The organism is Demequina salsinemoris (assembly GCF_000974805.1).
Lineage (GTDB): Bacteria > Actinomycetota > Actinomycetes > Actinomycetales > Demequinaceae > Demequina > Demequina salsinemoris.
On record NZ_BBQZ01000001.1, the window covers coordinates 356,970 to 380,938 of the forward strand.

General features: G+C 69.6%; 34 protein-coding genes. 32 read left to right on the forward strand and 2 right to left on the reverse strand.

Going from position 1 to position 23,969, the window contains the following annotated elements; all coding sequences use genetic code 11:
* Window positions 1–5: 5 nt before the first annotated feature.
* The 11 genes from rplF (at window position 6) to AOP78_RS01695 (ending at window position 6,972) form a co-directional block, all read left to right on the forward strand.
* Entirely contained in the window at window positions 6–542 is a 537-nt protein-coding gene (rplF, locus tag AOP78_RS01645; protein WP_062200763.1) for a 50S ribosomal protein L6, read from the forward strand.
* 3 nt (window positions 543–545) lie between these two features.
* Window positions 546–917 carry a 50S ribosomal protein L18 gene (gene rplR / locus AOP78_RS01650; protein WP_062200764.1) on the forward strand — a complete coding sequence of 124 codons (372 nt, stop codon included), beginning with the start codon at window positions 546–548 and terminating at the stop codon, window positions 915–917.
* Window positions 918–941: 24 nt separating this feature from the next.
* Window positions 942–1,511: a 30S ribosomal protein S5 gene (gene rpsE / locus AOP78_RS01655; RefSeq protein ID WP_062200765.1), complete on the forward strand. Its 570-nt coding sequence runs from the start codon at window positions 942–944 to the stop codon at window positions 1,509–1,511.
* Entirely contained in the window at window positions 1,511–1,693 is a 183-nt protein-coding gene (gene rpmD, locus AOP78_RS01660) for a 50S ribosomal protein L30 (RefSeq protein WP_062200766.1), read from the forward strand. The genes rpsE and rpmD overlap by 1 nt, the downstream gene beginning before the upstream one ends.
* Window positions 1,693–2,328, forward strand: a complete 636-nt coding sequence (gene rplO, locus AOP78_RS01665) for a 50S ribosomal protein L15 (protein ID WP_083979681.1) — start codon at window positions 1,693–1,695, stop codon at window positions 2,326–2,328. Before rpmD ends, rplO begins: the two co-directional genes overlap by 1 nt.
* An 84-nt stretch (window positions 2,329–2,412) precedes the next feature.
* Entirely contained in the window at window positions 2,413–3,708 is a 1,296-nt protein-coding gene (secY, locus tag AOP78_RS01670; RefSeq protein ID WP_062200767.1) for a preprotein translocase subunit SecY, read from the forward strand.
* Window positions 3,708–4,274 (forward strand): adenylate kinase, encoded by a 567-nt coding sequence (locus tag AOP78_RS01675; protein ID WP_062200768.1) that lies wholly within the window; start codon window positions 3,708–3,710, stop codon window positions 4,272–4,274. The genes secY and AOP78_RS01675 overlap by 1 nt, the downstream gene beginning before the upstream one ends.
* 25 nt (window positions 4,275–4,299) lie before the next feature.
* Window positions 4,300–5,109: a type I methionyl aminopeptidase gene (gene map / locus AOP78_RS01680; protein WP_062200769.1), complete on the forward strand. Its 810-nt coding sequence runs from the start codon at window positions 4,300–4,302 to the stop codon at window positions 5,107–5,109.
* Between the two features lie 182 nt (window positions 5,110–5,291).
* Entirely contained in the window at window positions 5,292–5,798 is a 507-nt protein-coding gene (locus AOP78_RS01685; protein WP_062200770.1) for a variant leucine-rich repeat-containing protein, read from the forward strand.
* 64 nt (window positions 5,799–5,862) lie between these two features.
* Entirely contained in the window at window positions 5,863–6,168 is a 306-nt protein-coding gene (locus tag AOP78_RS01690) for a hypothetical protein (protein WP_062200771.1), read from the forward strand.
* A 126-nt stretch (window positions 6,169–6,294) separates the two neighbouring features.
* Window positions 6,295–6,972: a hypothetical protein gene (locus AOP78_RS01695; RefSeq protein ID WP_062200772.1), complete on the forward strand. Its 678-nt coding sequence runs from the start codon at window positions 6,295–6,297 to the stop codon at window positions 6,970–6,972.
* 265 nt (window positions 6,973–7,237) lie between these two features.
* Here the strand turns inward: AOP78_RS01695 and AOP78_RS01700 are convergent, their stop codons facing one another.
* Window positions 7,238–7,462 (reverse strand): hypothetical protein, encoded by a 225-nt coding sequence (locus AOP78_RS01700; protein ID WP_152659356.1) that lies wholly within the window; start codon window positions 7,460–7,462, stop codon window positions 7,238–7,240.
* 97 nt (window positions 7,463–7,559) lie between these two features.
* On the opposite strand from AOP78_RS01700, the gene AOP78_RS01705 reads away from it, so the two are divergent.
* The 15 genes from AOP78_RS01705 (at window position 7,560) to AOP78_RS01775 (ending at window position 17,877) form a co-directional block, all read left to right on the forward strand.
* On the forward strand, window positions 7,560–8,426 hold the full coding sequence (locus AOP78_RS01705; RefSeq protein WP_152659357.1) for a hypothetical protein: 867 nt from the start codon (window positions 7,560–7,562) through the stop codon (window positions 8,424–8,426).
* 101 nt (window positions 8,427–8,527) lie between these two features.
* Window positions 8,528–8,749 carry a translation initiation factor IF-1 gene (infA, locus tag AOP78_RS01710; protein ID WP_061960952.1) on the forward strand — a complete coding sequence of 74 codons (222 nt, stop codon included), beginning with the start codon at window positions 8,528–8,530 and terminating at the stop codon, window positions 8,747–8,749.
* 47 nt (window positions 8,750–8,796) lie between these two features.
* Window positions 8,797–8,910, forward strand: coding sequence for a 50S ribosomal protein L36 (rpmJ, locus tag AOP78_RS01715; RefSeq protein ID WP_062200775.1), 114 nt, complete (start codon window positions 8,797–8,799; stop codon window positions 8,908–8,910).
* A gap of 127 nt (window positions 8,911–9,037) precedes the next feature.
* Entirely contained in the window at window positions 9,038–9,406 is a 369-nt protein-coding gene (gene rpsM / locus AOP78_RS01720) for a 30S ribosomal protein S13 (RefSeq protein ID WP_062200776.1), read from the forward strand.
* Window positions 9,407–9,409: 3 nt separating this feature from the next.
* Window positions 9,410–9,799 (forward strand): 30S ribosomal protein S11, encoded by a 390-nt coding sequence (rpsK, locus tag AOP78_RS01725; RefSeq protein ID WP_062200777.1) that lies wholly within the window; start codon window positions 9,410–9,412, stop codon window positions 9,797–9,799.
* A 139-nt stretch (window positions 9,800–9,938) separates the two neighbouring features.
* Window positions 9,939–10,931 carry a DNA-directed RNA polymerase subunit alpha gene (locus AOP78_RS01730; protein ID WP_062200778.1) on the forward strand — a complete coding sequence of 331 codons (993 nt, stop codon included), beginning with the start codon at window positions 9,939–9,941 and terminating at the stop codon, window positions 10,929–10,931.
* A gap of 12 nt (window positions 10,932–10,943) precedes the next feature.
* Entirely contained in the window at window positions 10,944–11,477 is a 534-nt protein-coding gene (gene rplQ / locus AOP78_RS01735; RefSeq protein WP_062200779.1) for a 50S ribosomal protein L17, read from the forward strand.
* A 51-nt stretch (window positions 11,478–11,528) separates the two neighbouring features.
* Window positions 11,529–12,425, forward strand: coding sequence for a tRNA pseudouridine(38-40) synthase TruA (gene truA, locus AOP78_RS01740; RefSeq protein ID WP_062200780.1), 897 nt, complete (start codon window positions 11,529–11,531; stop codon window positions 12,423–12,425).
* A 192-nt stretch (window positions 12,426–12,617) separates the two neighbouring features.
* A complete protein-coding gene (rplM, locus tag AOP78_RS01745; protein ID WP_062200781.1) occupies window positions 12,618–13,061 on the forward strand; it encodes a 50S ribosomal protein L13 in 444 nt (147 codons plus the stop codon).
* Window positions 13,062–13,082: 21 nt separating this feature from the next.
* Window positions 13,083–13,568, forward strand: coding sequence for a 30S ribosomal protein S9 (rpsI, locus tag AOP78_RS01750; protein ID WP_062200782.1), 486 nt, complete (start codon window positions 13,083–13,085; stop codon window positions 13,566–13,568).
* Between the two features lie 18 nt (window positions 13,569–13,586).
* The gene (glmM, locus tag AOP78_RS01755) at window positions 13,587–14,948 is read left to right on the forward strand and encodes a phosphoglucosamine mutase (protein ID WP_062200783.1); all 1,362 of its coding nucleotides are present in this window, start codon (window positions 13,587–13,589) and stop codon (window positions 14,946–14,948) included.
* Window positions 14,949–15,077: 129 nt separating this feature from the next.
* Window positions 15,078–15,602: a hypothetical protein gene (locus AOP78_RS01760; protein ID WP_062200784.1), complete on the forward strand. Its 525-nt coding sequence runs from the start codon at window positions 15,078–15,080 to the stop codon at window positions 15,600–15,602.
* A 34-nt stretch (window positions 15,603–15,636) separates the two neighbouring features.
* On the forward strand, window positions 15,637–16,143 hold the full coding sequence (locus tag AOP78_RS01765; protein WP_160297581.1) for a hypothetical protein: 507 nt from the start codon (window positions 15,637–15,639) through the stop codon (window positions 16,141–16,143).
* 85 nt (window positions 16,144–16,228) lie between these two features.
* Complete coding sequence (locus AOP78_RS01770) at window positions 16,229–16,987, forward strand: DedA family protein (RefSeq protein WP_062200786.1); 759 nt, start codon at window positions 16,229–16,231, stop codon at window positions 16,985–16,987.
* Window positions 16,987–17,877, forward strand: a complete 891-nt coding sequence (locus tag AOP78_RS01775; protein ID WP_062200787.1) for a class I SAM-dependent methyltransferase — start codon at window positions 16,987–16,989, stop codon at window positions 17,875–17,877. The genes AOP78_RS01770 and AOP78_RS01775 overlap by 1 nt, the downstream gene beginning before the upstream one ends.
* Before the next feature lie 79 nt (window positions 17,878–17,956).
* Here AOP78_RS01775 and coaA read toward each other — a convergent pair whose 3' ends face one another.
* Window positions 17,957–18,928, reverse strand: a complete 972-nt coding sequence (gene coaA, locus AOP78_RS01780) for a type I pantothenate kinase (protein WP_062200788.1) — start codon at window positions 18,926–18,928, stop codon at window positions 17,957–17,959.
* Between the two features lie 48 nt (window positions 18,929–18,976).
* On the opposite strand from coaA, the gene glmS reads away from it, so the two are divergent.
* The 6 genes from glmS to rimI are packed head-to-tail and all read left to right on the forward strand — an operon-like array spanning window position 18,977 to window position 23,934.
* On the forward strand, window positions 18,977–20,842 hold the full coding sequence (glmS, locus tag AOP78_RS01785) for a glutamine--fructose-6-phosphate transaminase (isomerizing) (protein ID WP_062200789.1): 1,866 nt from the start codon (window positions 18,977–18,979) through the stop codon (window positions 20,840–20,842).
* A 3-nt stretch (window positions 20,843–20,845) separates the two neighbouring features.
* Entirely contained in the window at window positions 20,846–21,199 is a 354-nt protein-coding gene (locus AOP78_RS01790) for a holo-ACP synthase (RefSeq protein WP_062200790.1), read from the forward strand.
* A gap of 40 nt (window positions 21,200–21,239) precedes the next feature.
* Window positions 21,240–22,349 carry an alanine racemase gene (gene alr, locus AOP78_RS01795; protein WP_062200791.1) on the forward strand — a complete coding sequence of 370 codons (1,110 nt, stop codon included), beginning with the start codon at window positions 21,240–21,242 and terminating at the stop codon, window positions 22,347–22,349.
* Window positions 22,346–22,837: a tRNA (adenosine(37)-N6)-threonylcarbamoyltransferase complex ATPase subunit type 1 TsaE gene (gene tsaE / locus AOP78_RS01800; RefSeq protein WP_062200792.1), complete on the forward strand. Its 492-nt coding sequence runs from the start codon at window positions 22,346–22,348 to the stop codon at window positions 22,835–22,837. The genes alr and tsaE overlap by 4 nt, the downstream gene beginning before the upstream one ends.
* Window positions 22,838–22,846: 9 nt before the next feature.
* Window positions 22,847–23,461 carry a tRNA (adenosine(37)-N6)-threonylcarbamoyltransferase complex dimerization subunit type 1 TsaB gene (gene tsaB, locus AOP78_RS01805; protein WP_062200793.1) on the forward strand — a complete coding sequence of 205 codons (615 nt, stop codon included), beginning with the start codon at window positions 22,847–22,849 and terminating at the stop codon, window positions 23,459–23,461.
* Complete coding sequence (gene rimI, locus AOP78_RS01810; protein ID WP_062200794.1) at window positions 23,458–23,934, forward strand: ribosomal protein S18-alanine N-acetyltransferase; 477 nt, start codon at window positions 23,458–23,460, stop codon at window positions 23,932–23,934. The genes tsaB and rimI overlap by 4 nt, the downstream gene beginning before the upstream one ends.
* Window positions 23,935–23,969 lie beyond the last annotated feature (35 nt).

A 23,969-nucleotide genomic window follows, 5' to 3' on the forward strand; every position in this document is an offset into this window, starting at 1 on the left:
AAACTATGTCGCGTATCGGCAAGTACCCCGTTCCGGTTCCCGCCGGAGTGGACGTCACCATTGACGGCGCTGCGATCACGGTCAAGGGCCCTAAGGGCTCGCTCGACCTGAACGTCGCCTCTCCCATCACCGTCGCGCAGGGCGCTGACGGCATCGAGGTCAGCCGCCCCGACGACGAGCGTGTCTCGAAGTCGCTGCACGGCCTCACCCGCACGCTCATCGCCAACATGGTGCAGGGCGTCACCGAGGGCTACGAGAAGAAGCTCGAGATCGTCGGCACGGGTTACCGCGTCGCGCTCAAGGGCCAGGACCTCGAGTTCGCGCTCGGCTTCTCGCACCCCGTCGTCGTGAACCCCCCGGAGGGCATCACGTTCGCCGTGGAGTCCCCGACGAAGTTCTCGGTCGCGGGCATCAGCAAGCAGCAGGTCGGCGAGGTCGCTGCGAACATCCGCAAGATCCGCAAGCCGGAGCCCTACAAGGGCAAGGGTGTCCGCTACGCGGGCGAGCAGGTCCGTCGCAAGGCCGGAAAGACGGGTAAGTAAGCCATGGGTATCACTGTTCAGGGCAAGGGCAAGGCGATCGCGCGCAAGCGCCGTCACTTCCGCCTGCGCAAGAAGATCTCGGGCACCACGGCGCGTCCGCGTCTGGTCGTGACCCGCTCGTCGCGTCACATGTTCGCGCAGGTCGTGGACGACACCGTCGGCAAGACCCTCGCGTCCGCCTCGACGATGGAGGCCGACGTCCGCAAGCTCGACGGCGACAAGACCGCCAAGGCTGCCAAGGTCGGCGAGCTCGTCGCCGAGCGCGCGAAGGCTGCCGGCATCGAGGCTGTCGTGTTCGACCGTGGCGGCAACAAGTACCACGGCCGCGTCGCAGCGGTGGCCGACGGCGCCCGAGAGGGCGGCCTGGCCCTCTAGGGCCGGACCGGTTAGGAAAGAGATATGGCTGAGAACAACAACGGCCGTCGCAGCAACCGCCGCGACAGCGAGCCGGACAACAAGTTCCTCGAGCGCGTCGTCACGATCAACCGCGTGTCCAAGGTCGTCAAGGGCGGCCGTCGCTTCAGCTTCACGGCGCTCGTCGTCGTGGGCGACGGCGAGGGCAACGTCGGCATCGGCTACGGCAAGGCGAAGGAGGTGCCGGCCGCCATCTCGAAGGGTGTCGAGGAGGCCAAGCGCAACTTCTTCCGCGTGCCCCGCATCCAGGGCACCATCCCGCACGCCGTGCAGGGTGAGGCCGCCGCGGGCGTCGTGTTCCTTCGTCCCGCGTCGCCGGGTACCGGTGTGATCGCCGGTGGACCGGTGCGCGCCGTCCTGGAGTGCGCTGGCATCCACGACGTGCTGAGCAAGTCGCTCGGCTCGTCGAACGCCATCAACATCGTCCACGCGACCGTCGACGCCCTCAAGCGCCTCGAGCGCCCCGAGGCCGTCGCGGCCCGTCGCGGCAAGTCCGTGGAGGACGTGGCCCCGGCCGCGATGCTCCGCGCCCAGGCAGCGGGGGTGGCGCACTGATGGCACGCCTCAAGGTCGTTCAGAAGAAGTCCACGATCGGTACCAAGCCGCAGCACCGTGAGACCATGCGTTCGCTCGGTCTCAAGCGCATCGGCGACATCGTCGTGAAGGAGGACCGTCCCGAGATCCGTGGGATGGTCAAGGCGGTGGACCACCTGGTCTCCGTCGAGGAGGTTGAGTGATGGCTGACGAGACGACGGAGCCCAAGAAGGCTCCCGCCAAGAAGCCTGCTGCCAAGAAGCCGGCCGCTGAGAAGGCGACCACGGCCAAGTCCACGACCGCCAAGGCGACGGCTGCCAAGAAGCCTGCCGCCAAGAAGGCGACCGCGGCCAAGGCCGAGGCTCCCAAGGCTGAGGCCAAGGTGGAGAAGGTCTCGACCCTGAAGATGCACCACCTGCGTCCTGCCGAGGGCTCGCACACCAAGAAGACCCGTGTGGGTCGTGGTGAGGCGTCCAAGGGCAAGACCGCGGGTCGTGGAACCAAGGGAACGGGTGCCCGTTACCAGGTTCCCGAGGCGTTCGAGGGCGGCCAGACCCCGCTTCACATGCGCATCCCGAAGCTGCGTGGCTTCAAGAGCCCGTTCAAGATCACGTACCAGGTCGTGAACGTGTCGCAGATCGCGGAGCTGTTCCCGAAGGGTGGCGACGTCAGCAAGGCTGACCTCGTCGCCAAGGGTGCGGTCCGCAAGAACCAGCCCGTCAAGGTGCTGGGCAACGGCGACATCGCCGTCAAGGTGACGCTGGTCGACGCGGACAAGGTCTCCGAGTCCGCCAAGGCCAAGATCGAGGCGGCCGGCGGCTCGGTCGCCCAGGGCTAAACTCGGACGCGGGCCCGCTCCTCGAGCAGCGGGCCCGCGTCTTGCTCTTTCCCCCTGCATCTGACGTCACGACACGGAGGACAAATGCTGTCCGGCTTCCTGAGCGCGTTCCGCACGCCAGACCTGCGTAACAAGCTTCTCTTCACCCTCGGCATGATCGCCGTCTATCGACTCGGCGTCGCCGTGCCGACCCCCGGAGTTGACTACGGCAACGTCCAGCAGTGCATCGCGGACACCGGAGGGACCGAGGGCGCGTTCGCGATCCTCAACCTCTTCACGGGCGGCGCGCTCCAGAATCTTTCGATCTTCGCGCTGGGCATCATGCCCTACATCACCGCGTCGATCATCGTGCAGCTGCTGCGGGTCCTGATCCCGCGCTTCGAGACCCTGTACCGCGAAGGCGCGGAGGGGCAGGCGAAGCTCACGCAGTACACGCGTTACATCACCATCGGCTTCGCCGTGCTGCAGTCCGCGTCCTACATCACGCTGGCACGCACCGGCCAGTTCTACCCGAACTGTGCGTACGACATCATCCCTGACGACTCGTGGGTCATGATCACGATGATGATCGTCACGATGACCGCGGGCACCGTGTTCATCATGTGGCTCGGCGAGCGCATCACGGAGCGCGGCGTCGGCAACGGCATGTCGCTCCTGATCTTCACCTCGATCGCAGCGGGCTTCCCGTCGGTCGCGGGCACCGTGTACGCCGCGGGCTGGGGCACCCTGTTCGTGTTCCTCATCGTGACCCTCGCGGTGATCGGTGGAGTCGTGTACGTCGAGCAGTCGCAGCGCCGCATCCCCGTCCAGTACGCGAAGCGCGTGGTCGGTCGTCGGACGCTCGGCGGCTCTTCCACCTACATCCCGCTGAAGATCAACATGGCGGGCGTGATCCCGGTCATCTTCGCGGCGTCACTGCTGTCGCTGCCGACGGTCATCACGCAGTTCGCGGGGGACAACCCTGCCGAGTGGATCGTGTGGATGCAGAACAACATCGGTGACGCGACGTCGCCGTGGCATATCGCGCTGTACGTCCTCCTGATCGTGTTCTTCGCCTACTTCTACACGGCGATCACGTTCAACCCCGAGGAGGTCGCGGACAACATGAAGAAGTACGGCGGCTTCATCCCCGGCATTCGCCCGGGCAAGCCGACCGCCGACTTCCTCGACTACGTCCTGTCGCGCATCACCGCCGCCGGTTCCCTGTACCTGGCGATCGTGGCGCTCGTGCCGACAGTGATGTTCGCGGTCCTCGGGCTCAGCCAGCAGATCCCGCTGGGAGGCACCTCGGTGCTGATCCTCGTCGGCGTCGGTCTCGACACCGTCAAGCGCATCGAGTCTCAGCTGGAGCAGCGACACTACGAAGGGTTCCTCAAGTGATGCGAGCAGTACTCCTCGGACCTCCCGGTGCGGGCAAGGGCACTCAGGCGGCCCTTCTGGCGGAGCGGTGGGGCATCCCCACCATCTCCACCGGCGATATCTTCCGCGCCAACATCAAGGGTCAGACAGAGCTGGGCCGCAAGGCGCAGGAGTACACCAACGCCGGCACGCTCGTCCCGGACGAGATCACGAACGCGATGGTCCGCGACCGGCTCGCCCAGGACGACGTGGTGGACGGCTTCCTGCTGGACGGCTACCCGCGCAACCCCGACCAGGCCGTCGAGCTCGACTCGATGCTGGCTGATCTGGGCGTGGAGCTGAACGCGGCGATCGAGATCACCGCGGACTCCGAGGTCGTCATCGAGCGTCTGCTCAAGCGCGCCGAGATCGAGGGCCGTGCGGACGACACCGAGCCCGTCATCCGCAAGCGTCTCGAGGTCTACGCGACCTCGACCGCACCGCTCACCGCCTTCTACGCCGGCCGTGGCCTGCTCGTGCAGGCCGACGGCATCGGCGAGGTCGCCGAGGTCACCGAGCGCATCGTCGGAGCCGTCGAGGCTCACTGAGCCGGGCGTTCCACGGACCCTTCGTATGGCCGACAAGATCGAGTACAAGACTCGCGAGCAGATGCGCGTCATGGCTCGAGCCGGTCTGGTGGTGGAGGCTGCTCTGGCGGCTGCCAGAGCCGCAGCTGTGGCGGGTGCGACCACGCGAGACGTGGATGCCGCAGCCGCCGCAGTCATCGCTGCGGGCGGCGCGACATCCAACTTCCTCGGCTACTACGGCTTCCCGGCGTCGAGCTGCGTGTCCGTGAATGACGAGGTGGTGCACGGCATCCCCGGCGATCGCGTGCTCGAGGAGGGCGATCTCGTCTCGATCGACTGTGGCGCGATCATCGAGGGCTGGCACGGTGACTCCGCCGTGAGCCTCTCCGTGGGGCAGCCGGCAGGGGAGCGCGACACCGAGCTGATCGCTCGGACGCGCGAGGCTCTCTGGGCTGGCATCGCGGCCCTCGCGACCGCGAAGCGGCTCGACGAGGTCTCGGGTGCTATCGAGGACGTCGCGATCGACGCAGGCTTCCACCCCATCGACGGCTACGTCGGCCACGGCATCGGAACCGCTATGCATCAGGCGCCGGATGTCCTGAACTACCGCACGCGCGGGCGTCATCCCAGGGTGAGGCCCGGCATGTGCGTCGCGATCGAGCCCATGTTCGTGATCGGCACCGCCGACAGCGATGTGCTCGCGGACGAGTGGACCGTCGTGTCGGCCGACGGATCGCGCGCCGCTCACTGGGAGCACTCCATCGCAGTTCACGACGATGGCATCTGGGTGCTGACCGCCACCGACGGGGGAGCAGCCGACCTCGAGCCGTACGGGATCGTCCCGGTACGCCCGTGACCTCGGCGTCGCTCGACCATCGCGACGCACGAGACCCTCACCACAGTCCTTCGCGTTCCCGCGAATGCGAATCACACCCTTGTCGTTCGTCGCGTGTGCCCGTACGGTGGGGCACTACGTGCCGGACCCCGCCGCACGCCCCGCGCTGCGACAGAGGCCGGCCATGCGCGGGAGGGGAACACATGGCCAGGGGCTTCAACTATGCGCCAGGCGCGAGCGCGGAGGTCGCGCAGGCGCAGGAGACGGATCTCGACCGGGAGCAGCTCGTCGCGTTCGCGTCGTCGCGCAACCCGGTGGTCCGGGAACGGGTCGCAGAACGGCAGGATCTGCCGATCTCGGTGACCGTGACGCTCGCTCATGATTCGACGACCGACGTGCGGCTCGCGCTGGCCGCGAATCCCGCGGTGTCAGAGGCTATCCTCGAGCACCTCGCGGGAGACCGCCAGAGGGCGGTCGTGATCGCCGTCGCGCGCAACCCGCGCGCCTCCGACGAGCTGCTCGCACGTCTCGAGGAGCATCGACGTCCCGAGGTGCGTGCTGCGGCACGCGAGACTCGTGACCGCACCGCGGCCCCAGTCACGGCGGCTTCGGCTCCGAAGCAGGAACGCCCCTCCTTGATCTTCGCGACGGTGACGGAGGACCCCGGTCCGCCAGCGTCCGATCCCACGCCGTCGGAGACGCACGGCTGAAACCGCAACCAAGAGCGGTGCTCCGCGAGAGGAGCACCGCCGCTACGAAGGATTCGACACCACCATGGCCATCTCGTTCGCCCGTTCCAAGCGTGAGGACCTCGCGCGCGCCCTCGACCCGAGCACGGTGCCCGGTGATCTCGTGACGCTCGCGATGCACAAGAACGATGCGGTGCGGGTCGCTGTCGCGTCCCGCCCCGACTGCCCGATGGCGACGATGGTCCTGCTCGCGCAGGACAAGGATGCCGACGTGCTCGAGGCGCTGGTGTACAACGAGTCGGCGAGCGAGTCCGTCCTGCAGATGCTCGCCGACACCCGTCGCGGTGCGATCCGCGCCGTCGCACGCCAGCGGCTCGGTCTGCCCTCGTAACCAGCCGTGTGATGTCCGTCACATGTGGACGGACCGCCACGACTTCGCCACCTGACGTTCACTCACGATCACTAGCGTCGCCGACAGGATCCCGTCCCCGACGACGGGAGCGCTGAGGGGAAGCAGGTGGCGATGTCCCAGGAGGAGAGGGCCTGGTCGCGCACGTTGGTGGCAAGCACCGGCGTCGCGCTCGATCACGCCGAGAGGCCGGCCGGACCGAGCCACGAATGGCTCGAGGCGGGTGCCGCGGATCTCGACCGCCCGCGTCTCCTGACGTTCGCGGCTCATCGCGACGCGCGCATCCGCGAGACGATCGCGCTCAGGCCCGACTGCCCGATGGGTGTGCTCGCGACGCTCGCGTTCGACAGCGACCGCACGGTCCGGAGGGCCGTCGCCGCGAGCCCGCGCATGGCGTCCGCGATCGCGGACGCATTGGCGACCGATCGCGATCAGGAGGTCCTCAAGGCCCTCGCCCGGAACCCGCTCACGGACGAGGAGACCCTCCGCCGGCTCGAGGGGCATCGGCGCTCGGAGGTCAGGAGGATCGCTCGCCAGGCACTCGCTGTGCGGCAGTCGACGCCTCGCGAAGCCACGGTCCAGACCGCCCGGGTGGAGGTGTCTGTGCCTCTTGAGCTTCGCGACCGGTGGAGCCCTGCGAGCGCTGAGTCGAGCCCCAGCAGGGAACGGACCGCGTCGCGTTTCTACGCGCCTCGGCCTGAGGTTCCCTCGCGCGCGCCCCGACCATCCGCCGCCCCTTCGAAGCCCGAGACCCTGCAGGCATACTTCATCCCGACCAACAGCTGAGCCCCGGACCCGATCGGCCGCGCGAATCGTGGCATCGAGGGCAACGTGTCGCATTGTTCACATACCTGGTCACGGGGCGTCCTGTCTCGTTACCATGTTTCGCACCGGGGCTGTGCCTCGGCACCTGGAGACCTGCGCAAGGGGAGCGTGACATGACGCAGCCGAGAGAACCGTTCCGAGGCTTCTCGCGGCAGCCCGACGGAGGACGTACCGATCGTGGCGTCGCGCTTCTCGACGTCGCGGCAGTGCGCGCCGCGAGAGCTCATCAGCCGAGCGCTTCCGCCCCCACCAGCGAGCTCCCGACGGTGTCAGCGAGCGTAAGCGCCGCGATCTCCGAAGCGGCCGCCCCGCTGAACGCCTCGATGCCGGCGCCGCCCTCGGTTCCCGCCGCGAGGAAGCCGAACCTCGCGATGCCCGCCCTCGATGTTCCCTCGCCGAGGCATGCGACACCGTCCACCGCCTCCGCCCTGAGCGCGCCTTCCGCGCTCACCGCCGCGGCCGCCCACCAGGTATCGGCACCGGCTTCTCCCTCGACGCCCGTCGAGGCACCGTTGCTTGCCAGCGCCCCGTCCGCGGCGACGGCGGGCGTGACTCACGATGCGCCCGAGCCGGCGGCGAGCGTCGAGCCCGAAGCCTCGAAGCCCGACCCTGCCGCCTTGACGCCCGAGCCCGTCTCCTCCGCGCCCGAGCTTGCTCCCGTCGACAACGCCAAGACCGGTGCGCAAGCCGCCGAGCCCTCCTCCGAGCCCGAGCCCGAGGGCAGGCCAGAGCCCACCGCGCCGCGGAAGCGCGCCGCGCGGGCCGCATCGGGCGCCGCCGATCAGGGCGTCTCCTCGTTCGCCGAGGGATTCGAGGCCTACGCGGCGGTCTCCGCGACGGTGACGCCCCCGACCGTCCCGCACCGCGAGCCCGACAGCGCGGGCGCATCGTCCCCGCCCGACGTGCAGCCGTCGGTCGCGCCGCAGGAGAGCGCGACGGTCGCGCCCGCGGCCGAGAAGCCTGCTGCTGTCGATCCCCGCCCCGCGCCTGAGACGATCGACGTGAGCGCGATCGTGCTCGATGAGCCCGTCCTGCTGCACGGGGGCGAGATCATCCGACCGCGCACGATCGCGGCGACCGCCGCCGCGCCCGCGCCCGCTGCGCAGGCCACGGCGGAGCCCGCGAGGGACACCGGCGACGAGCTCGCGAAGGCCGCGGACCCCGCGACCGCGGGCCAGCAGCTGATGGCGCTCGCGACGCATCGCCAGGCCTCCGTGCGCGCCGCGGTCGCGGCGCGCCCCGACCTTCCGGCAACTGTGGTCATCTTCCTGAGCCGCGACCACTCGACCGACGTCCTCGCCGCCCTCCTGCGCAACGTGCGCGTGCCGGCGTCGACGGTCCGCTTCCTTGCGGATCACCGCGACCCGCGAATCGCCGATCTGGCGGTTCAGCGGCTTCGCAACGAGTTCCGGTAACATCTGCCGGCTTGTGGTCCCGGCCTCGCGGGACTATACTCGTCCGTCGGGCCATTTCTGTGTGCCCGAAGAAATCCTGTCCACCAAAGTTAGCGGAGTCCATGGCTAAGAAAGACGGCGTCATCGAGGTCGAAGGCACCGTGGTCGAGGCATTGCCGAACGCGTCGTTCCGTGTGGAACTGACGAACGGTCACCTCGTCCTCGCCCACATCTCAGGCAAGATGCGCCAGCACTACATCCGAATCCTCCCCGAGGACCGTGTGGTGGTGGAGCTGAGCCCCTATGACCTGTCCCGCGGCCGGATCGTCTACCGCTACAAGTGAACGTCGCCGCCGATTCCCGGTGGGGACCGACGGCGAAGGAAAGAACCATGAAGGTTAAGCCCAGCGTCAAGCCGATCTGCGACAAGTGCAAGGTGATCCGACGGGGTGGCCGCGTGATGGTCATCTGCGAGAACCTGCGCCACAAGCAGCGTCAGGGCTAGACAAGAAGAGACACCTCGTTCAGGCACCGGGAGACCGGAACCCTCGGCTCGGAGGCCGAGGCCCGCACAAGACCACAGCGGGAAGCCCGAGCGTCAGACCTCCGACTACTGATGGAGTAGCAGTTACATGGCACGCATTGTCGGAGTCGACCTCCCGCGCGAGAAGCGCATGGAGATCGCACTCACCTATATCTATGGAATCGGGCGCACCCGCGCTCTCGAGATCCTCGCTGCCACCGGTGTGAGCGGCGACGTTCGCGTCAAGGACGCCGACGAGGCCACCCTCGTCGCGATCCGTGAGTACATCGAGGCCAACTTCACCGTCGAGGGCGACCTGCGCCGCGAGGTGCAGGCCGACATCCGCCGCAAGGTGGAGATCGGCAACTACCAGGGTCTGCGTCACCGTCGCGGCATGCCTGTCCGCGGACAGCGCACCAAGACCAACGCGCGTACCCGCAAGGGCCGCAAGAAGACCGTCGCCGGAAAGAAGAAGTAAGCCATGGCAGCTCCCGCACGTAAGCCGCGCAAGAAGATCAAGAAGACCGTCGCGCACGGTCAGGCGCACATCAAGTCGACCTTCAACAACACGATCATCTCGATCACGGACCCCTCGGGTGCCGTCGTGTCGTGGTCGTCGTCCGGTCAGGTCGGCTTCAAGGGCTCGCGCAAGTCGACGCCGTACGCCGCGCAGATGGCCGCCGAGGCCGCCGCGCGCCGCGCCCAGGACGCCGGCATGAGCAAGGTGGACGTCTTCGTCAAGGGCCCGGGCTCCGGTCGTGACACGGCCGTCCGCTCGCTGACCGCCGCCGGCCTCGAGGTGACCTCCATCAAGGACGTCACCCCGCAGGCGCACAACGGCTGCCGCCCCCCGAAGCGCCGTCGCGGCTAGCAGCGTTCCCGCCGGGGTCCTTCGGGCCCCGGCGGTCGCCGCGCGCCGTCACCTTCATCTCTCTACGCTGACCCTGAGGCCTCAGACGGGCCTCAGGTTTGCGAGCATCAAATAGCGGGTGCTCGGAAAGGAAACAACCGTGCTCATCGCACAGCGTCCCACCCTCACCGAGAAGGTCATCTCGGAGAACCGTTCGCAGTTCTCGCTCAAGCCGCTGGAGCCGGGCTTCGGCTACACGCTGGGCAACTCCATGCGCCGCACGCTCCTGTCGTCCATCCCGGGCGCCGCGATCACGTCGGTCCGCTTCGAGGGCGTCCTGCACGAGTTCACGACGATCGAGGGCGTCAAGGAGGATGTCACCGAGATCCTCCTGAACCTCAAGAACCTGGTCGTCTCCTCGGAGCACGACGAGCCCGTCGTCATGTACCTGCGCAAGTCGGGCGCTGGCGCCGTCACCGGTGCTGACATCGCCCCGCCGGCCGGTGTCGAGATCCACAACCCGGACCTCCACATCGCGACGCTCAACTCGAAGGCCAAGTTCGAGGTCGAGCTGACCGTTGAGCGCGGCCGTGGCTACGTGCCCGCCTCGCTCAACAAGGTCTACGACGCGGAGATCGGTCAGATCCCCGTCGACTCGATCTACTCGCCGGTCCTCAAGGTGACGTACAAGGTCGACGCGACCCGCGTCGCCCAGCGCACCGACTTCGACGAGCTCGTGATCGACGTCGAGACCAAGTCGTCCATCTCCCCGCGTGACGCGCTCGCGTCGGCGGGCTCGACCCTGGTCGAGCTGTTCTCGCTCGCGAAGGCGCTGAACGAGGACGCCGAGGGCATCGAGATCGGCCCGTCGGACACCGACGAGGCGCTCGAGGAGGACTACAACCAGCCCATCGAGGAGCTGAACCTCACGCAGCGTTCGTACAACTGCCTCAAGCGCGAGGGCATCCACACCGTGGGTGAGCTCACGGCGCGCAGCGAGACGGACCTGATGGACATTCGCAACTTCGGCCAGAAGTCGATCACCGAGGTCAAGGAGAAGCTGCAGGAGCTCGGCTTCTCCCTCAAGGACTCCGGCATCGAGTACGACGGTGGCGCTGCCGCCGGCGTCTACTTCTCCGGCAACGACGAGTAAGGAAACACCCCTATGCCTACCCCCACCAAGGGAGCCCGCCTCGGCGGCGGCCCGGCCCACGAGCGCCAGATCCTGGCGAACCTGGCCCAGAGCCTCTTCGAGAACGGTCGCATCACCACCACCGTCACCAAGGCGAAGCGCCTGCGTCCCTACGCCGAGCGTCTCATCACGTTCGCGAAGCGTGGCGACCTCGCCTCGCGCCGCCGCGTGCTCGGCATCATCTCGGACAAGGGTGTCGTGCACACCCTGTTCGCCGAGATCGGCCCGGGCTTCGCGGAGCGCGAGGGCGGCTACACCCGCATCACCAAGGTCGGCAACCGCAAGGGTGACAACGCCCCCATGGCCGTGATCGAGCTCGTCGAGTTCGGCACCCCCGCCAAGAAGGCCGTCGCCAAGGAGGCCGAGAAGGCCACCAAGAAGGCTGCTCCGAAGAAGGCGGCGAAGGTCGAGGAGGCCCCCGTCGAGGAGGCCGTCGAGACCGAGGCCGTCGTCGAGGAGACCGCGGAGGAGGCCGTCGAGGCTCCCGCCGAGGGCGACGAGAAGTAAGCCACCGCGCGAGGCGCCTCGCGCCTCGCACGAACACCGGGACGGGCCCGCATGACCGAGCTGCTCAGCAGTGACGTCGTGCGGGCCCGTCTCGATTTCTCCTACGACGGCACGGACTTCCACGGGTGGGCCGCGCAGCCGGGGCTGCGCACCGTCGAGGACGAGCTCGAAGCCGCTCTGGGACGCGTGGTGCGCCGAGGTGACGGAGCGCCCGCGCAGAGGCTTCGGCTCACCGTCGCGGGTCGGACCGACGCGGGAGTGCACTCGCGCGGCCAGGTGGCCCACTTGGACATCCCCGTCGACGCGTGGGAACGCCTTCCCGGACGGTCGGACAGAACCCCGCAGGACGCCCTCAGGGCGCGCCTCACGGGGGTCCTGCCGCACGACATCGTCGTCCGCGAGGTATCCGTCGCGCCCGCGGGCTTCGACGCGCGCTTCTCCGCGCTCGAGCGCCGCTACGCCTACCGCCTGAGCGACGATCCGCTGACGCGCGATCCGCTCCGGCGCACCCATGTCGTCCACCACGCGCGCCCGCTCGATGTCGACGCCCTGAACGCCGCATCGTCCACGCTCACCGGGCTGCGCGACTTCGCGGCCTTCTGCAAGGCCAGGGAGGGCGCGACCACGATCCGGGACCTGCTGGAGTTCTCGTGGGCGCGAACGCAGGACGGGCCCGATGCGGGCCTCGTCGTCGCGACCGTCCGCGCGGACGCGTTCTGCCACTCGATGGTGCGCGGCCTCGTCGGCGCCGTTCTCGCGGTGGGGGAGGGGCGACGGGGCCTCGCCTGGCTGGGCGACGTGGCGGCTCATCCCGAGCGCTCGCAGGCGATCGCGGTGGCTCCCGCGCACGGTCTGACGCTCGAGCATGTGGACTATCCCGCGGACGATGCGCTGGCCGCCCGGGCCGCTCAGACGAGGGATCGGCGCGACGCTGGCGAGGTACGCTGAGGATGTCCGTGAGTGCCGTGGCCCCCTTGCCACGCGCCACGGTTTGACCAGGGTACCGACACGCCGGTAAACTTGGTCGTCGTTGTGCGCTCCCCGTGGATGGTGCCTCCCACTCGCCCTTCGCAGGTACGCCGACCGAACCCTTTGCGGGCGCATGCCCGCGATCAGAACTCCGAAAGTTAAGGCTTCACAGTGCGTACGTATTCTCCCAAGGCGGGTGACGTCACCAAGGAATGGCACGTCATCGACGCGACGGACGTGGTTCTCGGTCGTCTTGCCTCGCAGGCTGCTCAGCTGCTTCGCGGCAAGCACAAGGCGACCTTCGCCCCCCACGTCGACTCCGGCGACTTCGTGATCATCATCAACGCTGAGAAGGTTGCCCTCACCGGCAACAAGCTCACGGACAAGATGGTCTACCGTCACTCCGGTTACCCGGGCGGCCTCAAGACCAAGGCGATCGGCGAGCTCCTCGAGCAGAAGCCCGAGCGCGTGATCGAGAACGCCGTCAAGGGCATGCTCCCCCACAACAAGCTGGGCCGCGAGCAGCTCACCAAGCTCAAGGTGTACGCGGGTGCCGAGCACCCGCACGCCGCGCAGCAGCCCAAGCCGTTCACCATCGCGCAGGTCGCGCAGTAAGTCCTGAAGGAACACAGAATCATGGCAGATGTGACGACCGACGTCGACAACGAGAACGAGACCCCCACCGAGTACACGACCGAGACCGCCGTCGAGCGCGGCAAGGGCACCTCGGAGATCGCCCCCGGCGCCGGCCTCGGCCGCCGCAAGGAGGCCGTCGCCCGCGTTCGCCTGGTGCCCGGCACCGGCAAGTGGGTCCTCAACGGCCGCGACCTCGAGAACTACTTCCCGAACAAGGTGCACCAGCAGCTCGTCAACGAGCCGTTCGCGCTCCTCGACATCGAGGGCAAGTTCGACGTGCACGCCCGTATCCACGGTGGTGGCCCCTCGGGTCAGGCCGGTGCCCTGCGCCTCGGCGTGGCCCGCGCGCTCAACGAGATCGACGTCGAGACCAACCGCCCGGCCCTCAAGAAGGCTGGCTTCCTGACTCGCGACGCCCGCGCGGTGGAGCGCAAGAAGGCCGGTCTCAAGAAGGCCCGTCGCGCTCCGCAGTACTCGAAGCGCTAAGCCACTAAAGTCGGGCATATGGCACGACTTTTCGGCACGGACGGTGTTCGGGGCCTCGCGAATCGCGACCTCACGGCGGAGCTCGCGGTCGACCTTGCGGTCGCCGCGGCCCACGTGCTCGCGGAGCGAGGCGAGTTCTCCGGACACCGTCCCCGTGCCGTCATCGGCCGCGACCCCCGCGCCTCAGGCGAGTTCCTGAGCGCGGCGGTCGCGGCCGGTCTTGCTTCTGCGGGGGTGGACGTCCAGAACGTGGACGTGGTGCCCACTCCTGCGGTCGCCTTCCTCACCGCCTCCACGGGGGCGGACCTGGGCGTGGTGGTGTCCGCCTCCCACAACGCCATGCCGGACAACGGCATCAAGTTCTTCGCGCGCGGCGGCCACAAGCTCGACGACGCGGTCGAGGAGGCCATCGAGGCGCGACTCGGTGAGGACTGGGAGCGGCCCACCGGCGCCGCCGTCGGCCGCCTCCTGCGCGCCGACCATCTCGCCTCCGAGTACGTCGACCATGTGGTCGGCGCGGTGCGACAGTTCACCGGGCTCGAGGAGCCGCTCGCGGGCGTGCGCATGGTCGTGGACGCGGCGCACGGCGCCGCGAGCGTCGTGGGCCCCACCGCGCTGCGCGCCGCGGGCGCCGACGTGATCGTCATCAACGCGGAGCCCGACGGCCTCAACATCAACGACGGCGTCGGTTCGACCCACCTGGGCCCGCTCAAGGCGGCCGTGGTCGAGCACTCCGCGGACATGGGCGTCGCGTTCGACGGCGACGCGGATCGCTGCCTCGCGGTGGACCACACCGGGGAGGTCGTGGACGGCGACCGCATCATGGGGCTGCTCGCTATCGCGGCGAAGCGACTCGGCGTCCTGTACCGCGACACGCTTGTCGCGACCGTGATGAGCAACCTCGGCCTGCACCACGCGATGCGCGCGGCCGGGATCGAGATCGTGGAGACCGCGGTCGGCGACCGCTACGTGCTCGAGGCGATGCGCGAGAGCGGATTCGTCCTGGGCGGCGAGCAGTCGGGCCACATCATCATCTCCAAGTTCGCGACCACGGGCGACGGCGTGCTCACCGCGCTCATGCTCGGCGCGCGCGTGGCCGCAGACGGTCCGCTGCGCGACCAGTGCGCCGCCATCGCGACGCTTCCTCAGGTGCTCATCAACGTCGCCGGCGTGGATCGCAGCCGCGTGCGCACCGACATCCCGCTCGCCGAGGCCGTCGCCGCGTCGCGCGAGGAGCTCGGCGACTCGGGCCGCGTGCTGCTCCGCCCCTCGGGCACCGAGCCGCTCGTGCGCGTCATGGTGGAGGCCTCCACCCCCGAGGACGCCCAGCATCACGCTGAGACGCTCGCGGGCGTCGTCAAGGAGCGCCTCGCGCTCTGAGCCCGGCAAGCGTCGGCGGGACACGTGCGCTCGCGCGCGTTCCACAGATCCCGCATTGACGCCCCTCGGTGTCGCTATGCTCTGATCACCGCTCGCCCGCTGGGGTGCGAGGGGACATCAGGGGGATTCATGAACAGGCCGTTCTCACGCGCGCTCGGCGCCGTTTCGGTCGTCGAGCTCGGCGGGACGATGCTGTCCGGCTGCGCGGTGCTGGGGGACGGACCGCTCGAGGTGGCGACCGGTGACGCGCTCTGCAGCACCATTGCGGAGGACGGAGCGACGCTCTATCTCGCAGTGCCGCTCGACAACCGGGACGGCGCGGACGACGCGGTCATCCTCAAGGCCTGGGCCACGGACACGGAGAACGTCGAGTCTGTCGACTGTCTGGTGGACGCCCTCGGGTCGTTCGGGTCGCTCGAATGGCCGTCTGACGATGAGGACGTCGTCGCGACGATGGAGAGTGCGACGGAGCCCGGGGACGATGCGGTCGTCCCCGCGGGCGTGCACGGGACCCTGCTCGTCGCGATCACTCCCGAGGACGCGGACGAGGACGCCTTCGTGGACGAGATCGCGGTGACGTACCGGTCGGGGGGCCACGTCCACACGGTCTACTCGCGAATGCGGGTCGGGCTCACGGTCGGGGACGAGTGTTGACATGCGTGCGCTCGGAATCGTGTCGTTGGTCGCCGTGAGCGCGGTGACGCTGTCGGGGTGTGCGGCGCTCGGCACGGGGCCGCTCGACGTCTTCGGGCCGGCATCGGGCATGTGCTCGACCGTCGATCCAGAGGAGGCCGCCACCTACTTCGGCGTGCTCCTGGACAACACGGAGGGCGCCGACGATGCCATCCTCATGGATTGGCGCGTCACCGAATCGACCAATCTCGCCAGTATCGTGCTGCTGTTCGACCCGGATGGGCCGGCGCTGGACCAGGTGGTGGGCTCGATGGGCTGGCCTTCCGACGACACGGGCCCCATGGATTCCGAGGTGATGGCCCGGGCCGTGGACCCTATCGACGGTGTCGTCGAGGCGGGCACCTCCGGTCAGCTGCTCCTGGCGCTCGACGCCGACGACCCCGCGGCCGATGTCTCCGTGCAGGAGATGACGCTCACCTATCGCTCTGGCGGACACGTGCACACGGTCTGGGTCCCCGTCGACTTCAGCGTGGACGCTGATCAGGACTGCGAAGACTGGTGAACCCGCCCCGAATCATCCTTCTGCCGAGCGCGGAATGGGGGGACCACCCGATGCCGGGCCCGTTCGAGCCTGGAAGACTGACGGGGTGAACGACACCCTCGACTGGATCCTGCACATGAGCGATCGGCTCAACGAGGGGATCCTCACCTTCGCCGAGTCGCTGTGGATCTACCCGCTGACCTTCCTGATGTCGCTCATCGACGCGTTCTTCCCGGTCGTGCCGTCGGAGTCGATCATCATCGCGACCTCGACGGCGTCGATCCAGACGGGGACCCCGATCCTGATCTTCATCTTCCTCGCGGGTGCGACCGGTGCCTGGTGCGGCGACCAGGTCGCGTACTGGATCGGCTCGCGCTTCGACGTGCGCAACTGGGGCGCGTTCACGCGCGACAGGCCGCGCCACGCGCTCGACTGGGCGGAGCATCAGCTCGAGCGGCGAGGGACGTCGTTCATCATCGCCGCTCGCTTCATCCCGATGGGCCGCGTCGCCGTCAACCTCACGGCGGGCGCGCTGCGGTTCCCCCGGAGGCGGTTCATGGCCGTCGATGCCGTGGCCGTCGCGCTGTGGGCTGGCTGGGGCATCCTGCTCGGCACCGTCGTCGGGTCGATCCTTCCCGACAACCTCATCTTCTCGATCATCGTCGGCGTCATCACCGGCGTCGTGCTGGGACTCCTCGTCGACAAGGTGCTCGCGCTGCTCGGCTTCACCAAGCCGGAGCTGCCCGACCTCGCGGGCGACATCGAGGAGCGCCTCGTCACAGGCCAGCTCGAGGTGCGTCCCACGATCCGTGAGCGTCGCGCCGAGCGTCACGGCGAGCACCCGCGCGACGACGGCGACGACTGATGGGCGTTCCGGACCAGGAGCCGGTCGACGGCGTCGACGTCGACTGGGGGACGGCGCGCGCCGCGAACCTCGCCAACTGGGACGACCGTGTCCCGCTGCACGTCGAGGCCTACGGACTGACGGCCTTCCTCGAGGACCCGAGGCACTTGTCGACGGTCGTCAGCAAGGATCTTCCGGTGCTCGAGAAGCACCTGCCTCCCGGGGGGCTGGCGGGCCTCGACGTGTGCCACCTGCAGTGCCACATCGGCACCGACACCGTGTCGCTCGCGCGAGCGGGAGCGCGGGTGGTCGGCGTCGACTTCTCGGCCCCGGCGCTCCGGGAGGCGGCCAGGCTCGCCGGCTCCCTCGGGATCGACGCGGAGTGGGTTCACGGCGACGTCCTTGAGGCCCGCGCGCTCGTCGACACGACGCTCGGGCCCGAGCGGACCTTCGACGTGGTCTACACGAGCATCGGCACGATCGGATGGCTCGACGATCTCGGCGCGTGGGCGAGGCAGATCGCCGAGCTGCTGCGTCCCGGGGGAGTGTTCTACATCCGCGACGGCCACCCGATGCTGGGCACGATCGACGAGGCCCGCGCCGAGCCCGTGGCCAGGTACCGGTACTTCTCCGACGGTCGAGCCCTCCAGTGGGACGAGGCCGCGACCTACATCGGCGACGGGACGGTGACCGCGACCCGCACCTACGAGTGGGCGCACCCGATCTCCGAGGTCGTCACGGTGCTGCTCGACGCGGGCCTCACGATCGAGGCCATGCATGAAGGACGCACCCTGCCGTGGCGCTTCGCCGAGCGGATGATCGAGCTGCCGGACGGCGACTTCGCGTGGCCCGGCGCCGAGGCCGACATCGTGCCGTGCACGTTCACGATCGTCGCGCGGCGTCCCGTCTGAACCCGCCCGGCATCTGAACTGCCCGGCCGCCGAGCCGACGCCGCGCGCTGGCGCGGCCTACGCATCGTCCTGGTGAGCGCTACAGCTTGCGCAGGCGCACCGACTCGATGCTGTGGTCCGCGCTCTTGTTCAGGATGATCGTGGCGCGCGAGCGCGTCGGGGCGATGTTGTGCACCAGGTTGGGCGCGTTGATCGTGTCCCAGATGTGCCCCGCGCGCTCGACGGCCTCCTCGTCGCTGAGGTCGGCGTAGGTGTGGAAGTACGAGTCGGGGCGCGAGAACGCGGTGCCGCGCAGCGTGAGGAAGCGGTCGATGTACCAGCGGCGCACGTCCGACGGGCGGGCGTCGACGTAGATCGAGGCGTCGAAGTAGTCCGACAGCGCGAACGCGGGCGCGCCCGGCTCGCGCAGGACCGGCGGCGCGAGGACGTTGAGGCCCTCGACGATGAGCACGTCGGGGCGGCGGACCACGACCCGCTCGTCGGGGACGATGTCGTACGTCACGTGGGAGTACACGGGAGCCGTGACCTCGGGCAGGCCGGACTTCACGTCGGCGACGAAGCGGCGCAGCGCCCGCCTGTCGTAGGACTCGGGGAAGCCCTTGCGCGCCATGATCCCGCGCTTCTCGAGCTCGGCGTTGGGCAGCAGGAAGCCGTCGGTCGTGACGAGCTCGACGTGCGGCGAGTCGGGCCAGCGGGCCATGAGCTCGCGCAGCACGCGCGCCGTGGTGGACTTGCCGACCGCGACCGAGCCGGCGACGCCGATCACGAAGGGGGTGCGGCTCGCGCGCTCGCCGAGGAACTCGCTCGTCGCGCGGTGCAGTCCGCCCGTCGCCTGCGAGTAGAGGTCGAGCAGTCGCGACAGCGGTCGGTAGACGGTGTCGACCTCCTCGAGCGAGATCGGGTCGGCGACGCCTCGGACGCGCCGCACGTCGTCCTCGGTGAGGGGCAGCGGCGTCGAGTCTGCGAGCGCGGCCCACTCGTCACGGCTGAGCGTGACGAACGGGGTGCTGGAGGACGTGTCTGTGCTGGCCACCGCTCCATTCTGGACCATGCGCCGGAACCTGCGGATTCGGCTCCCGGTGCCGCCTAGACTGGCGGCATGTGCGGAATCGTGGGTTATGTCGGATCGGGATCGCCCAGCGCGCGTCCGGAGGGCGTCGTGATGGCGGGCCTCGCGAGGCTCGAGTACCGCGGCTACGATTCCGCGGGCATCGCGGTCGTGACCGAGGACCCCAGCCACGTGGACATGGCGAAGAAGTCGGGCAAGCTCGTCAACCTCGGCAAGTTCATCGCCGAGCATCCGCTGCGGCCCGGCACCGCCGCGATCGGTCACACCCGATGGGCGACGCACGGCGCGCCCACGGACGCGAACGCCCACCCGCACCTCGCGGCTGACGGGCGCATCGCGATCATCCACAACGGCATCATCGAGAACTACGGGCCGCTGCGGGCGGAGCTGCGGGCCCAGGGGGTGCGGTTCCTGTCGGAGACCGACACCGAGGTGGTCGGTCACCTGCTCGCGAAGGTGGTGCTCGACGGGCACGGCCTCGTCGAGGCGATGCGCATGGTCGCGGCGCGGCTCGAGGGCGCGTTCACGCTGCTCGCGGTGGACTCGACCGAGCCGCAGGTCGTCGTCGGCGCGCGCCGCAACTCTCCTCTGGTCGTCGGGCTGGGCGAGGGGGAGAACTTCCTGGGCTCCGACGTCGTCGCGTTCATCGAGCACACGCGCACCGCGCTCGAGCTGGGCCAGGATGAGGTCGTCGAGATCACCCCCGAGGGTGTCGTGGTCACGGACTACGCGGGCAACGTCATCGAGCGCGAGCCGTACCGGGTCGAGTGGGACGCCGAGGCCGCGCAGAAGGGCGGCTTCTCGACGTTCATGGACAAGGAGATCCACGACCAGCCGACGGCCGTCGCCGACACCCTGCGCGGGCGCATCGACGAGCGCGGCAAGCTTCGGCTCGACGAGGGCCTCATCGCCGACGCGGTGCTCAACTCGGTGGACAAGATCATCGTGGTCGCGTGCGGCACCGCCTCCTATGCGGGTCTCGTGGCGCGCTACGCGATCGAGCACTGGACGCGCATCCCGGTCGAGGTCGAGCTCGCGCACGAGTTCCGCTACCGCGACCCTGTGGTCAACGTGCGCACGCTCGTCGTCGCGATCAGCCAGTCGGGCGAGACGATGGACACGATCATGGCGGTGAGGCATGCGCAGCATCAGGGCGCGCCCGTCGTCGCGATCGTCAACGCGCAGGGCTCCACGATCGCGCGCGAGGCGGACGCCGTCCTCTACACGCGCGCCGGGCCCGAGATCGCGGTCGCGTCGACCAAGGCGTTCCTGTCGCAGATCACCGCGGCCTACCTGCTCGGCATCTACCTGTCGGAGCTGCGCGGCAACAAGTACCCCGACGAGATCGAGACGCTGCTCGCCCAGCTCGACGAGATGCCCGCGAAGATCCAGCGGGTGCTCGACACGGCCGAGCCCGTGCGTGCGCTCGCCCGTGCGCTCGCGGACGAGCGCAGCGTGCTGTTCCTGGGTCGCCACGTCGGCTACCCGATCGCGCTTGAGGGCGCCCTCAAGCTCAAGGAGCTCGCGTACATCCACGCGGAGGGCTTCGCCGCCGGCGAGCTCAAGCATGGGCCGATCGCGCTGATCGACGAGGGTCAGCCGGTCATCATCATCCTGCCCAGCCCTCGTGGGCGCGAGACGCTGCACTCCAAGGTCATCTCCAACATCCAGGAGGTCCGCGCGCGCGGCGCCCGCACCTTCGTCATCGCGGAGGAGGGCGACACGGAGGCCGCCGAGCATGCCGAGAACGTCTTCTACGTGCCGTCCTCGCCCGTGCTGCTGAGCCCCCTGCTGACCGTGGTGCCGCTGCAGATCTTCGCGCACGAGCTCGCCGCGGCGAAGGGCTACGACGTGGACCAGCCACGCAACCTCGCCAAGTCCGTCACGGTGGAGTGAGACGTGGCGGTGGTCGGGCTCGGCATCGACGTCGTGGCGATCGAGCGCTTCGAGGACGCCCTCGAGCGGTCGCCCGGCTTCCTCGAGCGCGTCTTCACGCCCGCCGAGCGCACGCTCGGCCATCACTCGCTCGCGGCGCGCTGGGCCGCGAAGGAGGCGCTCGCGAAGGCGCTGGGCGCGCCCGTGGGCCTGTCGTGGCAGGACTGCGAGGTCGCGCGCGAGGATGGGGCGGCGCCGCGCTTCGTCCTGACCGGGTCCGTGGCCGCGAGGGTCGCGGAGCTCGGCATAGCGAGCCTTCACCTGTCGTTGACGCACGATGCGGGGATCGCCTCCGCAGTCGTCGTGGCCGAGAGCTGACGGACCTACGAGACACCGAGGACCTGAGAGACTAGGGACCATGAGCATCGCAATCAAAATTGATAATGACGCGATCGCGGCCAATGTCCGAGTGCTGCGCGAACGCGCCACGGGCGCCCAGGTGATGGGCGTCGTCAAGGCCGACGGCTACGGCCACGGCCTCGTCGAGGCGGGCAGGGCCGCGCGCGAGGGCGGCGCGACCTGGCTCGGGACCGCTCAGCCGTCCGAGTCGCTCGCGCTGCGCGAGGCAGGCGACACGGGGCGCATCCTCACGTGGCTCTACGGGCCGGACGGTCCCTTCGACGCTCTCGTCGCGGCCGACATCGACATGTCCTTCGGCTCGGTCAAGGTCCTCGAGGCCATCGCGGCAGCGGCGCGCGCCGCGGGCAAGGTCGCGCGCCTGCACCTCTTCCTGGACACCGGGCTCGGACGCGAGGGCTGTCCGCTCGACCTCCTGCCCGCGCTGCTCGATCGCGCGAAGGCGCTTCAGGACGAGGGTGTCCTGCGCGTCGTCGGCATGTGGTCCCACCTGGCGTGGGCCGACCAGCCCGGCCACCCGACCATCAACCACCAGGCGAGCGTGTTCCTCGTCGGCCTCGAGCTCGCCGAGGAACGGGGATTCGAGCTCGAGGTGCGCCACATCGCCAACTCGGCCGCGACGCTCACACGCCCCGACCTGCACTTCGACCTCGTCCGCCCCGGCATCGCGATGTACGGCAGGCCGCCCGTCGAGGATCCCGAGGGCGGCGACTGGGGCCTCACGCCCGCGATGTCGGTGACGACGCGCGTCGCGCTCGTCAAGCCCGTGCACGCCGGCCAGGGCGTGAGCTACGGCCACGAGTACACGACGGACCGCGAGACGATGCTGGGGCTGGTCCCCGTCGGCTACGCGGACGGCGTCTTCCGCGCCGGAGGGGGAGGGCGTGCGCACGTCGCGATCCGCGGCCGCCGGTACCCGATCGCGGGCAGGGTGTGCATGGACCAGTTCGTCGTGGACCTCGGCCCCGACACCGAGGTGACCGAGGGCGACGAGGTCGTCCTCATCGGTCCCGGCGGCCCCTCCGCTGCCGACTGGGCCGACGCGGTCGGGACCATCGACTATGAGGTGCTCTGCCGCTTCGGCGGGCTGCGACCGAAGGTGGACGCATGACGACGTTCGACGCGCCCGACGCCGCCGCGATGCGCTCGCTCGGCCGCGACATCGTGGGCCCGATGCTCACCGCGGGCGACCTCGTGATCCTCAGCGGCGACCTCGGCGCGGGGAAGACCACGTTCACCCAGGGTCTCGGCGAGGCGCTGCGCGTGCGCGGCCCCGTCGCGAGCCCCACCTTCATCATCGCCCGCACCCACCCGTCCGAGGTCAACGGGCCCGCGCTCGTGCACGTCGACGCGTACCGCCTGAGCTCGCTCGCCGAGCTCGACGACCTCGACCTCGACGCGGCGCTCGAGGACTCGGTGACCGTCGTCGAGTGGGGAGAGGGCGCGGCCGAGCAGCTCTCGCAGGACCGCCTGCACGTCGTGATCCGCCGTGAGCGAGGCGGTGAGCTCGACATGGAGGCCCCCGACGCGGGCACGCGCGCGGTGACGGTCACGGGTCACGGCGACCGGTGGCGGGGCGCGTTCCTCGGCGACGCCTAGGCTGGCCCCATGATCCTCGCGCTCGACACGTCCGCCGCCGTCGCCGTCGCCGTCCTCGACGGGGACGAGGTGAAGGCCTCGCGCATCGAGCATGCGCCGCGCGGCCACGCCGAGCTGCTCTCGGGCCTGATCAAGGACGCGATGACGGAGGCCGGCTGCGGACTCGGCGACGTGGAGAGCATCGTCGTCGGCACCGGGCCCGCGCCCTTCACGGGCCTGCGCGTCGGCCTCGTCACCGCCCGCACGCTCGGATTCGCGTGGGGCGTGCCCGTGCACGGCACGTGCTCGCTCGACGCGATCGGCGCCGCGCTCGCGGACGAGGGTGACGTCACCGTCATCTCGGACGCGCGCCGCAAGGAGCTGTACTGGGCGACCTATCGCGACGGCGTCCGCGTCGACGGCCCCGGCGTCGCGTATCCGACGGATGTGCCCGTCGCCGGCCTCGTCGCCGGCCCCGGCGCCGCGGTGTACTTCGAGACCTTCCCAGAAGGACGCCCCCTCGACGTCGAGCCCGCGTGGCTCGCGCGGGTCGTCGCGCGCCGCCTCGCGGCGGGGGAGGCGGACCTGCCGACCGAGCCGCTGTACCTGCGTCGTCCCGACGTCCACGGCGTCCCCGGGGCGTGAGCGTCGGCGCGGTCGCGCCTCAGCTGCGCGACCTTCACGAGGGCGACATCGCCTGGATGGCCGGTGTCGAGAAGGACCTGTTCGGCGCCTCGGCATGGTCGGAGAGCCTCATCCGAGAGGACTTCCGCTACGGCGGGCGCCGCTACCGCGGCGTGTGGGTGGACGGAGCGCCGGCGGCGTACGCGGTGTACGGCTTCGACGGCGACGCCTTCAGCCTCATGAACCTCGCCGTGGTCCCCGAGCATCGTCGCAAGGGACTCGCTCGCCTCATCATGGAGGACCTCCTCGCCGAGGCGACGTCGCTCGGCGTGCCCTTCGTGTGGCTCGAGGTGGCCGTCACGAACGAGGCAGCGCTCGCCCTGTACAGGGCGTACGGCTTCGAGGACGTGCGCGTGCGCAGGAAGTACTACCAGCCCGAGGGCGTGGACGCCCTCGTGATGCGACGGACGATGCGGGAGCCGGCGGGATTCTGAGGGCGCGGGCCTCGTCGGGGTCGAGCAGGCAGGGG